This is a genomic window from Blastomonas sp. (genome assembly GCF_030373265.1).
Lineage (GTDB): Bacteria > Pseudomonadota > Alphaproteobacteria > Sphingomonadales > Sphingomonadaceae > Blastomonas.
The window spans coordinates 1-12,528 of record NZ_JAUCZC010000021.1 but is presented as its reverse complement, the minus strand read 5'-3'; the positions used below and the strand labels follow the sequence as shown (position 1 = coordinate 12,528).

Genomic DNA, 12,528 nt, shown 5'->3' with positions numbered 1-12,528 from the left:
CCTCAACCGATCTTGATGACTGTGTCAGACAGGAACGAAAACTCGGGCACCAACAGGTTGGTCGGCGCCGGGCCTTTGCGAATGCGTCCTGCGGTATCGTAATGCGAACCGTGGCAAGGGCAGAAATAGCCGCCGAACTCGCCCTTCACTTCGCCCTGTGCCGCGCCCAGCGGCACGCAGCCCAGATGGGTGCATACGCCCAGCGTCACCAGCCAGTTGGTCTTGCCATCGACCGTGCGGTCGGCCAGCGACTGCGGGTCGCGCAGCGCGTCGACCGAAACACCCTCGGCGTCGGTGATTTCGGCCGGCGTCAGGTTGCGGATGAACACCGGTTGCTTGCGCCACACGGTCTTGATCGTCTGTCCCGGCGCGATGGCCGAGATGTCGACCTCGGTAGAGGCCTGCGCCAGAACGTCCTTGCTGGGCGCCATCTGCGTGATCAGCGGGATAAGTACCGTGGCTGCGCCAACACCCGCAAAGCTGACCGCTGCGATGTTGATGAAGTCGCGGCGGCGAACCCCGTCGGACTCGACGGCTGCGCTGCCGTCTTGATTGATCGTGACTTGTTCTGCCATGTCGCTAACCTGACCCTCAAGCTATTGAAAAAAGTTGATTAATTTCCGATGCTGGAAGCGGCATGGCACGGCTTCGCCCCTGGCCCGTCCGCATGATTGCGGGCCTGATAGACGCAAAACCGTCATTTTGCCAACAACGAAATTGGCGCGCCGCAGCATAGTTTATCTGAATGATGGCTGATGCGGCGGGCAAATTTGCTCTTCCGGTCGATCGCCCGCGTGACTTGGCCGCGCGGGTTGCTAAAGCGGCACGATGCGTATCGCCCTTTTCCAACCCGACATTGCCGGAAACGTCGGCGCCATCCTGCGGCTGGGCGCCTGCATGGCGGTCCCGGTCGAGATCATCGAGCCATGCGGTTTCGTGTTCGACGACAAAAGGCTCAAACGCGCGGCGATGGATTACGGCCCGCTCGCCGAAATGCGCCGCCATGCCGATTGGGAAGCGTTCCAGGCGTTCCGCAAGGACCTGGGGGCGCGGCTGGTGCTGATGAGCGCGCATGCGCCTGCCAGCATCTATCGTACCGAGTTTGGCGAAAACGACATCCTGCTGATGGGGTCCGAAGGCGCCGGGGTTCCGGCGCATGTGCGCGATGCCTGCGAGCTTGCCACCACCATTCCGATGGCGCCGGGACTGCGCTCGCTCAACATATCGGTCGCAACCGGGATTGCGCTTGGCGAGGCGCTGCGGCAGACACGGCATCTGGGCGGAGCATGAACGCAGCCGCCCGTACAGGGGAGCGCGATGACCGATTGGACCGAACAAAGACTGGCAGCGCGGGGCTGGTTTGAAAGCCTGCGCGATGCGATCTGCGCCGAATTCACCGCGATCGAGCGCGAAGCGGGCTCGGACGCCGAGTTCGATTATGCCGCCTGGGACCGCACCGAGCCCGATGGCTCGCATGGCGGCGGCGGGGTGCGCGGGCTGATCAAGGGCAAGGTGTTCGAAAAGGCAGGCGTCAACGTCTCGACCGTCGAGGGCCGGTTCAGCGAGGAGTTCGCCAAATCGATCAACGGCGCGGGCGAGGACCCGCGGTTCTTCGCCACCGGAATCAGCCTGGTCGCGCATATGTCCAATCCGCACGTGCCCGCGGTGCATATGAACACCCGTTTCCTTGTCACCACCAAGGCATGGTTCGGCGGTGGAGCCGATCTCAACCCGCCGCTGCCTTACGACCAAGATACGGACGATTTCCACGCGCGGATGCAGGCGGCGTGCGATGCGCACGATCCGGCCTATCACGCCAAGTTCAAGGCCTGGGCCGACGACTATTTCTTCATCCCGCACCGCGGTGTTCATCGCGGCGTCGGCGGCATCTTCTACGATCATCTCGAATGCACCGATGATGCGACGTTCGATGCGAACTTCGCGTTCACCCAGGATGTCGGGCGCGCCTTCCTCGATATCTTCCCCGCACTCGTGCGGCGGCGGATGGAGCAGGAATTCACCCCGGCCGAAAAACACCAGCAGCTCGTCTGGCGCGGGCGCTATGCCGAATTCAACCTGATTCACGATCGCGGCACATTGTTCGGGCTCAAGACCGGGGGCAACATCGATGCGATTCTGATGAGCCTGCCACCCGAAGCCGTGTGGGATTGATCCTGTGACGGTGGAGCGGCTCGATCATGTCAACATCATCGCGCAGGACCTGGCCGCGACCGCGCGCTTTTATGCCGAATTGCTCGACCTCGAGATCCGCGACGCGCCGCCGCCGCTGACCCCGGACACTGCGCAATGGGCGTATGACCGCAGCGGCCAGGCGGTGGTGCACATCAACAGCGTCGACTGCCCGCGTACCTTCCCGCGCGATGTCGCGCCGGGGCCGACCGGATCGATCCACCACATCGCCTTTCGCTGCGAGGGGTTCGAGGCGATGGAGCAGCGGCTGCAGGCGCGCGGCGCGGAGTATTCGATCAACGCGGTGACCGCGATCGGCCTCCAGCAGATCTTCACGCTCGACCCCAATGGCGTGCTGCTCGAGCTCAACTTCTTCGCTGGGTAACGATATCGGAGACGATGCCATGACCGCATATCCGCTTGACGTCCGACCGGTCCATCTGGGTCTGGGGGCCAAGGCCATCGTCCAGCCCGAGATGACCGGCGACATGGCATGGTATGCCGAATACGAGCGCCGCGCGGCCGCCGATGGCATCGAGGGCCGACTGGTCACCCAGTTCAGCTTCGATGCACCCTGGACGATGTGGGAAATGCACCCGGCAGGCGACGAGATGGTGCTGTGCACCGCGGGGCGGATGACGCTGCACCAGGAGCAGGCGGACGGCACGGTAACGACGCTGGAGCTCGGCCCCGGCGATTATGCGATCAACCCGCCGGGGGTATGGCACACCGCGGATGTCGAAGGCACCGCGACGGCGGTGTTCATCACCGCGGGTGCGGGTACGCAGCACAGGGCGCGGTGAATTCCAAATCCTCCCACAGCTCGCTGGGGGAGGGGGACCGTTCGCGCAGCGAATGGTGGAGGGGAAGCGAGATTGTGCTTCCCTTCCAGATTTGCACGCAGACGCTTCCCCTCCACCACTTCGTGGTCCCCCTCCCCGAGCAAGCTCGGGGAGGATTTAGGAGGCCCCATTGACAGCCGCACGGCTTGCCGCCAATCCGACCGGCCATGGCCAGCGCATCCGTCTCTCATTCTGACGCCCGTTTCGGGCTGGACCGCCGGGTGACGCTGCTCGGGCCGCTGCGGCTCGATTGCGGTGCGGCGCTGGCGCCGGTCGAGATCGCGTACGAAACCTATGGCAGCCTGAACGCCGCCAAGAGCAACGCGGTGCTGATCTGCCATGCTCTCACCGGCGACCAATATGTCGCCTCGACCCACCCGGTCACCGGCAAGCCCGGCTGGTGGATGCGTCTGGTCGGGCCAGAAAAACCGGTCGATCCGGCGCGCGACTTCATCATCTGTGCCAATGTCATCGGCAGCTGCATGGGCTCGTCGGGTCCGGCGACCGTTGATCCCGCGACCGGCACGCCCTGGGGCATGGATTTTCCGGTGCTGTCGATCGCCGACATGGTGCGCGCGCAGGCCTTGCTGCTCGATTATCTGGGTATAGACACACTTGCTGCGGTGATCGGCGGATCGATGGGCGGCATGCAGGCGCTGAGCTGGCCGGTGCTGTACCCCGACCGGGTCCGCGCTGCGTTGGTCATCGCCTCGACCGCGCGGCATTCGGCGCAGAACATCGCGTTCCACGAGGTCGGCCGTCAGGCGATCATGGCCGATCCGCGCTGGCGCAAGGGGTCGTATTACGCTGACGGCGATGTCCCGGCATCGGGGCTCGCGGTCGCGCGGATGGCGGCGCACATCACGTACCTGTCCGAAGCGGGCCTCACCGAAAAGTTCGGGCGCAGGTTGCAGGACAAGACCGGGGCAGATTGCGACGGCAGCAGCTTCGGCTTCGATGCCGATTTCCAGATCCAGAGCTATCTACGCCACCAGGGGATCAGCTTCGTCGACCGGTTCGATGCCAACAGCTATCTGTATATCACCCGCGCGATGGACTATTTCGATCTCGCTCTGCCCTTTGACGGCGTGCTGGCGAGCGCGTTCATGGGGACGAAGACGCGCTTTTGCCTGATCAGCTTCGACACCGACTGGCTCTACCCGACCGCCGAATCGCGCCGCATCGTCCATGCGCTCAACGCGGCCGGCGCGGAAGCCAGCTTCGTCGAACTGTCCTCGCCGTTCGGGCACGACGCGTTTCTGCTCGAATGCCCCGAGATGAACCGCATCGTCGATGGCTTCCTGCGCGCAGGAGCGACCAAGTGACCGGATTGCGCCCGGATCTGCGCATCATCGCCGACAACATCGCCGCGGGATCGCGGGTGCTCGATGTCGGCTGCGGCGACGGCGCGCTGATGGCGGCGCTGCGCGACAGCCGCCAGGTGCGCGCGCGCGGGCTCGAGCTCGATCCCGCCAATGTAAGCGCAGCGGTCACCCGTGGACTCTCGGTGATCCAGGGCGATGCCGACACCGATCTGGTCGATTACCCATCGGACAGCGTCGATTATGCGATCCTCAGCCAGACGCTGCAGACCGCGCGCGCGCCGCACAAGGTGCTCGAGGAGCTGCTGCGGATCGGACGCCAGGCGTTCGTCAGCTTTCCCAATTTCGCGCACTGGCGCATCCGGATGTCGCTGCTGACCCATGGCCGGATGCCGGTGACCCGGCTGATCCCCGAAGCCTGGTACGAAACCCCCAACATCCACCACGTCACCATCGACGATTTTCGCGAGCTGATCGCGCTGCGCGGCTGGACCTGCGATGGCGAATGGTTTTTGTCGGGTGACCAGCAGACCTCGCGCGGCATGGCCAATCTGCTCGCCGAGCACGCCGTGTTCCTGCTGCGGAGATAATCTACATGAAGATCGCGATCATCGGTGCCGGGCTGGCCGGGTTGTCTGCCGCGGCCGCGTTGCAGCGGGCAGGGCATGACATCGTCCTGTTCGACAAGGCGCGTGGACCCGGCGGACGCATGTCGACGCGCCGGGTCGAAACCGCGCAGGACATGGCGTTTTTCGATCATGGCGCGCAATATTTCACCGCGCGCGATGCGGACTTCGCCGCCGAGGTCGCGCGCTGGGAAGCGGCCGGCACTGCCGCGCGCTGGCCGGCAGCGGGCGACGATGCATGGGTCGGCACGCCGGGGATGAACGGAATCATCAAGGCGCTCGCGGCGGGTCACGATGTTCGCTGGAACTGCCGGATCGAGACCATCGCGCGCGATGGCACGCTTTGGCAGCTTGCGCATGCCGACGGCGTGGAGACCGCCGATGCGGTGATCGTCGCGGTTCCGGCGGAACAGGTCGGAGATCTTGTGGCCGCGCATCAGGCCGAATGGGCGGGACTTGCGCAGGCGACCAGGTCGCAGCCGTGCTGGACGGTCATGGCGGCGTTCGATGCGCGTGTGGAGTTTGCTGCCGACAGCCTGCGCAACTGCGGTGCGATCGGCTGGGCGGCGCGCAACAGCGCCAAGCCGGGTCGGTCGGGGCCCGAAAGCTGGGTGGTGCAAGGGTCGCCCGACTGGTCGGCGGAGCATCTTGAAGACGATGGCGACGCAGTGATCGCTCGGCTGCTGGCGGAACTCGCCGAAGCGGTCGGCGAAGGACTGCCCGGGATACTCGCGGTACAGGCGCACCGCTGGCGTTATGCGATGTCGGGCGCTGCGGGAAAGACGGCGTTGTGGGATGGATCGTTGCGGCTGGGGCTGTGCGGCGACTGGCTTATCGGCCCCCGGATCGAAAACGCCTGGGTCTCTGGCCGGGCGCTCGCGGGTCTTGCGGACCCGGATCGAACAGGCGCCTGATCAAACGATTGCGGCAGGCGCCAGGCTTGCGGCGATGAACATCGACGAGGTCACAATCGCCACCACAGCGGCGAACACCTGACCCTGGATGCTTTCAAAACCGGCGATAAACATTTGAACTTCCTTGAGATGGAACGGGGTTGAACAGGCGGGCGATCAGACGATCGTTCCGGGAGCGACGCTGGCTGCGATCAGGATGAACGAGGAGACCGAAGCGAGCAGGGTGGCGATGAGGTTCATGATAGTGGTCCTTGTCAGAAGAGTGGGTTTGAAGAAGGGTCAGACGATCATGCCGGGGAGAACGCTGGTGGCGATCAGGACGGCCGAGCAGATCGTGGCGAGAGCGGTTGCGAGAATGTTCATGATGGTGGTCCTTGTGTTTGAAGTCTGGGTTGGTCGGGGTGATCAGACGATCGCGCCGGGAACGACGCTGACGGCGATGAAGAAGCTGGAGCAGACGACAGCCAGGGCGGCGGCGAAGAGCTGGCTCTGAGCGGTGGTGAAGATGGTCATGGGAGAGGTCCTTTCTGGGTGTTTCTGGTGGTTCCGACCGGGTTGGCCGGAGATGCCAGAAGCATTGCACAGGGCGTGCCAGTTTGAAAAATGACGGTTTTACAGGCGCTTGGCCTCAGCGCTGTCGAGCAGCGAGATGAACAGATGCTGACAGTTGGGGAAATTTCCCATTAATCGGGATCGCTAGTGCGCGCAGCGTGCGGCGCCGGTCAGTCCGCTGCCTGGACCAGTCCCGAGCGCTCGGCTTCCGCCACCATCCGGCGGGTGAAGAACGGCGAAATGGCGAAGCGACTCAGGATGTCGGACGCTGGCGCGCCGGGGGAGACGCCCACCACCTTCTCGAGCGCTGCCCAGCTCGCGCGCGCCTGATCCATCCGCCCATTGGCGGCCAGCGCCAGCGCCTTGGCCAGCAGGAAATTGGGTTGGTCGGCCATGGCGGAGGAGTCCGCGCGCAGGGCCAGGTCCAGCGCCGCCTCGCTCTTGCCGTTGATCAGCCGGGCGGTGATCAGCGACGCGGTCTGGTACCCGCCGGGCTCGCTGTTCATCGCCATTGCGCGTTCGAGCACCTGCTCGGCCCCGCGCATATCGCCGCACGACAAGAGGAAGGTCCCGGCCAGTCCCAGCGTATCGGGCTCGAGCGGATTGCTCTCCACCGCGCGCCGGGCAAAGGCGATCGCCCGGGGGCAGTTGCCCCGCGCCAGCGCCGAGCGCGCGACCGCGATCTGCGCCAGCGACGAGCGGCCATCGAACTGCAAAGCCGCCTCCGCCATCGCGCGCCCGCGCTCCGAGGGCAGCAAAGGCGTCTGCCGGCCGGGCTGCGGGCTGGACAGCGCCATATAGGACAGGGCTTGCAGGAACAAAGGTTCGTCGGGATAGGCTTCGAGCGACCGGGTGAGGCAAGCTTCGAGCGCAACGCGCAGGGCCGGATCGCGCCGCTGGCGGAAGGCATCGTACTGGATCAGGCAAGGATAGCCCGGGCTCATGTCGTTGCCGAGCAGCTTGCGCTGGTGCTGCGCGATCAGGCCCCCCGACCGGGCGATGGCGGATATGCCGGCACCGATCGCCTGCTCGAAATCGGGTGCGCTCAGCGGACTGCCGATGCGGGGCAGTTCATAGGACCACAAGGTCGTGCCGGTAGCGACATGGCGCAGCGTGAGAAACAGCATCTGTGGCAGCGCGCCTTCCTGCCGTCCGCCACCGCGCAGCAGCAATTCATACTCGCGCGCGGTCTCGCGCGTGTCCCGTCCATCGTCATGCGCGCCCATGCTCACCGCCAGCATCTCGAAGCGCTGCAGGTGCATCTCGGCAATCTGCGCGGCGGTGACGAGGTCGTCATTGTAGGTTTCAGGCTGCGTGGTGATGGTAACATGCGCGATGTGCTGGCGCATGTCGCGCAGCGCGCCATCGCGCTCGTCCGCGCCGGTTCGGGCGACCAGCCAGACGGCATATAGCAGCGCCAGCAGCAGCAACGCCGGAACCGCCCAGATCAGCCAGCTTCGGTCGCTTGAGCGCGGCTGCACCGGGACAGCAGGGGGCATCGTCGCCGGCGTGCCGGTTGCAGGGGCGCTCGGCAGGGTCGGGCTCTCTGGCGCTGTTGCGCTATCGGCGACGGCAACCGGCTGCGAGTCTGCAGGCGCGGCAATGGTCTCGTCAGGCGGCAGCACGATCGGCTGCAGCTCGACATTGTAATGCCCCACCGGAATCGAAATGCGCAGCCGGCCGCCGGCCTGTTCGGGTGTCAGCGCCGCGTAATACAGGTCGAGCATCTTGCGCAGCCGGCCGACCTGGACCCGAGGATAGCTGTCGCTTTGCGGATCGAAACTGTCGTCCCGGCCCAATCCCTCGACGGCAATCTGATACGCCTTGAGCCGACCGCCATGCCCTTCCAGTGTCTGCCCCACCAGATATTCCAGCAGCCTGCGCAGCACCGGAGAGCGCAAGAACTCGGGTGATTGCAGGACCACCGCCAGCTCGCCGAGCAGCGCCGTTCTGTCGGGTTGTGCGCTCACCTGATTGCAGTCCCTTCGGGGTTGCCTGGTCACTCGTTGCGGATGAAGCGCCCTGGGACTTTTATCCTATCCGCTCGTGTCTGACCCCAAAGATATCCAGTCGCATGTAACTTTGCAAATGAAGGTGACATCAAAAAGGTCACTTTCCCCAAAAACTTCGCTTTCACGGTTACACAGGTTTCATTCGGCGATCCGCGAGTTTTTCTGTCAGAGGGCTTGGAACCTTGGGAGATCGACCCTATCGAGGCTGAACAATGCAATCCTTCCATACCGCGTCGCCCGCCCCGAGCGGAAAGCAGCCCGCCATGCGGCAGACGCTGGCGCGCTTTTTGCCCTATCTGTGGCCCGACGGCAGACCCGATCTCAAGCTGCGCATCTGCGGCGCGATGCTGATGGTGCTGCTGGGCAAGGCGGCGGTGCTGTCGATGCCTTTTGCCTACAAGGCCGCGATCGACAGCATGACGATCGATGGGACCACCATGGCCACCGCCGCGATCGTCGCGGTGCTGGCTTATGGCGCAGCGCGGCTGGGATCGGTGCTGTTCGACAATTTGCGCAACGTGGTGTTCGAACGCGTCGGGCAGGAGGCGACCCGGACGCTGGCGGAAAACGTGTTCGTCCAGCTGCACCGGCTGTCGCTGCGCTTCCATCTGGCACGGCGCACCGGCGAAGTGACCAAGGTCATCGAGCGCGGCACCAAGAGCATCGATGTGATGCTGTATTTCCTGCTGTTCAACATCGCGCCGACGGTGCTCGAACTGATCGCGGTGCTGGTGATCTTCTGGATCAATTTCGGCATCGGGCTGGTGCTGGCGACGGTCGGCATGGTCGCGCTGTATATCGGGTTCACGCGCATGGTCACGGACTGGCGCAACCATCTGCGCGAGACGATGAACACGCTCGACGGCCGCCAGCTTGGCCGCGCGGTCGATTCGCTGCTCAATTACGAGACGGTCAAATACTTCACCGCCGAAGAGCGCGAGGCCAAGCGCTATGGCGATGCCGCGCGGACCTACGCCAATGCCGCAGTCAAATCCGAAAACTCGCTGGCGCTGCTCAATGTCGGCCAGTCGCTGATCACCAACCTGATGATGGCCGGCGCGATGGCCTATACCATCTGGGGCTGGAGCGTCGGCCAGTTCACGGTCGGCGATCTGGTGCTGGTCAACACACTGCTGATGCAGCTGTTCCGCCCGCTCGATCTGCTCGGCATGGTCTATCGCACCATCCGCCAGGGGCTGGTCGACATGGCCGCGATGTTCGACCTGATCGACACGCCCGCCGAGATCGTCGACGTGCCCGGCGCGCCCGCGCTGAACAGCGCGCTGCCCTCGGTTGAGTTCGACAATGTCGATTTCGGTTATGATTCGGACCGCCAGATTCTGCACAAGCTCAGCTTCAAGGTGGAGCCGGGGCAGACGCTGGCGATCGTCGGGCCCTCGGGCGCGGGCAAGTCGACCATCGCGCGGCTCTTGTTCCGCTTCTACGACCCGCAGGGTGGGCGCGTGCTGATCGGCGGGCAGGACATCGCCAGGGTGACGCAGGCCTCGCTGCGCGCCGCTCTGGGTATCGTCCCGCAGGATACCGTGCTGTTCAACGACACCATCGGCTACAACATCGGCTATGGCCGCGAAGGCGCCAGCCAGGACGAGATCGTGCGCGCGGCGCACGGCGCGGCGATCGGGCATTTCATCGAGTCGCTGCCCAAGGGCTATGATACCGAGGTCGGCGAGCGCGGCTTGAAGCTGTCGGGGGGCGAGAAGCAGCGCGTCGCGATTGCCCGGACGCTGCTCAAGAACCCGCCGCTCACCATTTTCGACGAGGCGACATCGGCGCTCGACAGCGCGACCGAGGCCGAGATCCTGGGTACGCTGGGGTCGCTCGCGCAGGGCCGCACGACCTTGGTGATCGCGCACCGCTTGTCGACGGTCACCCATGCAGATACCATCATCGTGCTGGACAAGGGCCGCGTTGCCGAGCAGGGTTCGCACCGCGACCTGCTGCGCAAGGGCGGGCTGTATGCCGCGATGTGGCAACGCCAGGCACTCGAGCGCGAGAAGGAAGGGGCGCAGACGGTATGAACAGGTCGCTTGCCATTTCGCTCTCATCGTCGCTGGCGCTGGTCGCCACCCTAGCGCTTTCCGGGTGCAAGGATCGCAACCAGAGCGAGCGCTCACCGGTCCAGATGCCGCCGATCCTCGCGTCGCTGTCAGCTGCGCCCTCAGCCTCCGCCCCGATAGCCATGAAAGACCAGAGCATGTTCACGCCGTTGACCGACACCATCCAGGTTTCTCCGCAGATTTCGCTCGATCAGGTCGCCGCAGCGAAGGCGCAAGGGGTGACCATGATCATCAACAACCGTCCCGATGGCGAAGATCCCTCCGCGCCGCAGGGCGACGAGATTGCGGCGGCAGCCGCCGCTGCGGGGATTGATTATGTCGCGATTCCCATCACCCATGCCGGGTTTTCCGCGCCGCAGGTCGATGCGATGATCGCGGCGCTCGGCAAGGCAGAGGGCGATGGCGGCAAGGTGCTGGCCTATTGTCGTTCGGGAACGCGCTCGACATTGTTGTGGTCGCTCGCCCGCGCCAAGCAGGGCGCCAGCCCGGCCGAACTCAGCGACGTCGCGTCCAGCGCCGGCTACGACCTCACCCCGATCCGCCCGATGCTCGACGCGCTGTCGGGACGGACGGAGTAACCGCAAAAATCCTCCCCTGACAGGGGAGGGGGACCGCGCTGCGCAGCAGCGTGGTGGAGGGGCAGCGAGGCCAAGCCGCCCCAACAGCCATTTCACAATCCCGCTTCCCCTCCACCACCGACCTGCGGTCGGTGGTCCCCCTCCCCGAGACAAGCTCGGGGAGGATTGAAATGTCATGGTTAACCCTATCCTAACCCTGTTGTGACCATGTTTGCCCATTCCGCTGCGGCACATCCGCGCGCGGACACGGCAAGGAGAATGGGGCATGGCGAGCCATCCCGGCGCAGCATCCGGCAATTCCTCAGCGGCTTTGACGCTGGCGGAACTGCGCGAGTTCGCAAGTTTCGCACCCGGCGCGCAGCGTTACATCAAGCGCGCGCTCGATATCGGGCTGGCGCGCGAGGATGCGTTCAAGCGCTGGGCGCGCAATGCCGAGGAAACCGCCTCGATCCGCATGCATTATCTGGTCTATCAGGATCTCAAGCTGCTCCGCGGCAATGTCCCCGACGCGCCCAACGAAGACGGCTTCGAGCATTTCATGGCGCTGCTGGTCAGGCTGGCGGCGTTCGATCTGGCGCAGGGGCGGATCGAGAGCTTCTCGTCGTTCCGGTTCCTGTATGAGCGGCTGCTCGGCGCGGATGTCCGGCCCTGGCTGCCCTCGGCCTATTGCGCTGCGGCAGCCTTGCCGCAGATCCAGCCCGACCGGCGCAAGGTGCTGCTCCAGTCGATCAGCGAGGCCGCGGCCACCGCGCCCGGCTGGTCGCTGCGCGCGCCGGTGTTCTTCCCCGAATGGGTCGAATGGGTGAGCGGCGACGCCGCGCATTGAGGGTGCGGCTTAGTCGCCAAGGCTGCGCGCACGTCCCTCGACTTCGCTCGGGACAGACGGAGGAGGGGATACCCTCACCACAGTCCGTTGTCCCGAGCGAAGTCGAGGGACGTCGCGCCAACCGCAGTCAACTCGTCCCTACCAAAGCCCCCAGCACCACGCGCCGGTAGATCCGCGCGAGGGTGTCGAGATCTTCCACCGCCACCGCCTCATCCAGCTTGTGCATCGTCGCGTTGCACAGGCCGAACTCCACGACCGGGCAGATCCGCGACAGGAAGCGCGCGTCCGATGTGCCGCCGGTGGTGGAAAGCTCCGCCTCCAGCCCGGTTTCGGCGCGGATGGCGTCGGCGATCATCCCCGAAAGCTCGCCCGGCGGGGTGAGGAACGCCTCGCCCGATATCTTCGCCTCGACGCTGCCGCCCAACGCTTGCGCCACGCCGGTGATCAGCTCGGTCAACGACGCTCCGCTGTGCAGGTCGTTGAAGCGGATCGAAATCCGCGCCTCGGCGCCTGCGGGGATGACGTTGTGCGCCGGGTTGCCCACCGCCAGATCGGTGATCTCGATGTTGCTCGGCTGGAACCAGTCTG

14 protein-coding genes are annotated in these 12,528 nt (G+C 65.1%); 11 read left to right on the top strand and 3 right to left on the bottom strand.

Features of this window, described 5'->3' with window-relative positions:
- Positions 1-2: 2 nt before the first annotated feature.
- Positions 3-575, bottom strand: coding sequence for a ubiquinol-cytochrome c reductase iron-sulfur subunit (petA, locus tag QUV11_RS12805; protein WP_300883287.1), 573 nt, complete (start codon positions 573-575; stop codon positions 3-5).
- A 253-nt stretch (positions 576-828) separates the two neighbouring features.
- Between petA and QUV11_RS12800 the strand changes: the two genes are divergently transcribed.
- The 8 genes from QUV11_RS12800 to QUV11_RS12765 all read left to right on the top strand — a co-directional run bounded on the left by QUV11_RS12800 (position 829) and on the right by QUV11_RS12765 (position 6,387).
- Positions 829-1,290 (top strand): tRNA (cytidine(34)-2'-O)-methyltransferase, encoded by a 462-nt coding sequence (locus QUV11_RS12800; protein WP_300883286.1) that lies wholly within the window; start codon positions 829-831, stop codon positions 1,288-1,290.
- Positions 1,291-1,317: 27 nt separating this feature from the next.
- On the top strand, positions 1,318-2,172 hold the full coding sequence (hemF, locus tag QUV11_RS12795; RefSeq protein ID WP_300883284.1) for an oxygen-dependent coproporphyrinogen oxidase: 855 nt from the start codon (positions 1,318-1,320) through the stop codon (positions 2,170-2,172).
- A 4-nt stretch (positions 2,173-2,176) separates the two neighbouring features.
- Complete coding sequence (locus QUV11_RS12790) at positions 2,177-2,575, top strand: VOC family protein (RefSeq protein WP_300883283.1); 399 nt, start codon at positions 2,177-2,179, stop codon at positions 2,573-2,575.
- A gap of 19 nt (positions 2,576-2,594) precedes the next feature.
- Positions 2,595-2,993: a cupin domain-containing protein gene (locus tag QUV11_RS12785; protein ID WP_300883282.1), complete on the top strand. Its 399-nt coding sequence runs from the start codon at positions 2,595-2,597 to the stop codon at positions 2,991-2,993.
- A 206-nt stretch (positions 2,994-3,199) separates the two neighbouring features.
- Positions 3,200-4,357, top strand: coding sequence for a homoserine O-acetyltransferase (locus tag QUV11_RS12780; RefSeq protein ID WP_300883281.1), 1,158 nt, complete (start codon positions 3,200-3,202; stop codon positions 4,355-4,357).
- Complete coding sequence (gene metW / locus QUV11_RS12775; RefSeq protein ID WP_300883280.1) at positions 4,354-4,944, top strand: methionine biosynthesis protein MetW; 591 nt, start codon at positions 4,354-4,356, stop codon at positions 4,942-4,944. The genes QUV11_RS12780 and metW overlap by 4 nt, the downstream gene beginning before the upstream one ends.
- A gap of 5 nt (positions 4,945-4,949) precedes the next feature.
- On the top strand, positions 4,950-5,894 hold the full coding sequence (locus tag QUV11_RS12770) for an NAD(P)/FAD-dependent oxidoreductase (RefSeq protein ID WP_300883278.1): 945 nt from the start codon (positions 4,950-4,952) through the stop codon (positions 5,892-5,894).
- Between the two features lie 196 nt (positions 5,895-6,090).
- Complete coding sequence (locus tag QUV11_RS12765) at positions 6,091-6,387, top strand: hypothetical protein (RefSeq protein ID WP_300883277.1); 297 nt, start codon at positions 6,091-6,093, stop codon at positions 6,385-6,387.
- Between the two features lie 229 nt (positions 6,388-6,616).
- Here the strand turns inward: QUV11_RS12765 and QUV11_RS12760 are convergent, their stop codons facing one another.
- Complete coding sequence (locus tag QUV11_RS12760) at positions 6,617-8,416, bottom strand: hypothetical protein (RefSeq protein ID WP_300883276.1); 1,800 nt, start codon at positions 8,414-8,416, stop codon at positions 6,617-6,619.
- Between the two features lie 305 nt (positions 8,417-8,721).
- Between QUV11_RS12760 and QUV11_RS12755 the strand changes: the two genes are divergently transcribed.
- From QUV11_RS12755 to QUV11_RS12745, 3 genes are all read left to right on the top strand, one after another.
- Positions 8,722-10,497: an ABC transporter ATP-binding protein/permease gene (locus tag QUV11_RS12755; protein WP_300883275.1), complete on the top strand. Its 1,776-nt coding sequence runs from the start codon at positions 8,722-8,724 to the stop codon at positions 10,495-10,497.
- Positions 10,498-10,673: 176 nt separating this feature from the next.
- Positions 10,674-11,114: a TIGR01244 family sulfur transferase gene (locus tag QUV11_RS12750; RefSeq protein WP_300883332.1), complete on the top strand. Its 441-nt coding sequence runs from the start codon at positions 10,674-10,676 to the stop codon at positions 11,112-11,114.
- A gap of 265 nt (positions 11,115-11,379) precedes the next feature.
- Positions 11,380-11,940 (top strand): hypothetical protein, encoded by a 561-nt coding sequence (locus QUV11_RS12745; protein WP_300883274.1) that lies wholly within the window; start codon positions 11,380-11,382, stop codon positions 11,938-11,940.
- A 127-nt stretch (positions 11,941-12,067) separates the two neighbouring features.
- On the opposite strand, the gene QUV11_RS12740 is transcribed toward QUV11_RS12745, so the two are convergent.
- Positions 12,068-12,528, bottom strand: a 461-nt coding sequence (locus QUV11_RS12740; protein ID WP_300883273.1) for a M20/M25/M40 family metallo-hydrolase, incomplete at its 5' end; no start/stop codon positions are given.

What these genes read in the sequence shown, in the direction of transcription:
- QUV11_RS12765 (WP_300883277.1), top strand. Translation starts at nt 6,091, where the DNA reads ATGAACGAGGAGACCGAAGCGAGCAGGGTGGCGATGAGGTTCATGATA.
- QUV11_RS12785 (WP_300883282.1), top strand. Translation starts at nt 2,595, where the DNA reads ATGACCGCATATCCGCTTGACGTCCGACCGGTCCATCTGGGTCTGGGG.
- QUV11_RS12745 (WP_300883274.1), top strand. Translation starts at nt 11,380, where the DNA reads ATGGCGAGCCATCCCGGCGCAGCATCCGGCAATTCCTCAGCGGCTTTG.
- QUV11_RS12755 (WP_300883275.1), top strand. Translation starts at nt 8,722, where the DNA reads ATGCGGCAGACGCTGGCGCGCTTTTTGCCCTATCTGTGGCCCGACGGC.
- QUV11_RS12770 (WP_300883278.1), top strand. Translation starts at nt 4,950, where the DNA reads ATGAAGATCGCGATCATCGGTGCCGGGCTGGCCGGGTTGTCTGCCGCG.
- QUV11_RS12800 (WP_300883286.1), top strand. Translation starts at nt 829, where the DNA reads ATGCGTATCGCCCTTTTCCAACCCGACATTGCCGGAAACGTCGGCGCC.
- QUV11_RS12780 (WP_300883281.1), top strand. Translation starts at nt 3,200, where the DNA reads ATGGCCAGCGCATCCGTCTCTCATTCTGACGCCCGTTTCGGGCTGGAC.
- petA (WP_300883287.1), bottom strand. Translation starts at nt 575, where the DNA reads ATGGCAGAACAAGTCACGATCAATCAAGACGGCAGCGCAGCCGTCGAG.
- hemF (WP_300883284.1), top strand. Translation starts at nt 1,318, where the DNA reads ATGACCGATTGGACCGAACAAAGACTGGCAGCGCGGGGCTGGTTTGAA.
- QUV11_RS12750 (WP_300883332.1), top strand. Translation starts at nt 10,674, where the DNA reads ATGTTCACGCCGTTGACCGACACCATCCAGGTTTCTCCGCAGATTTCG.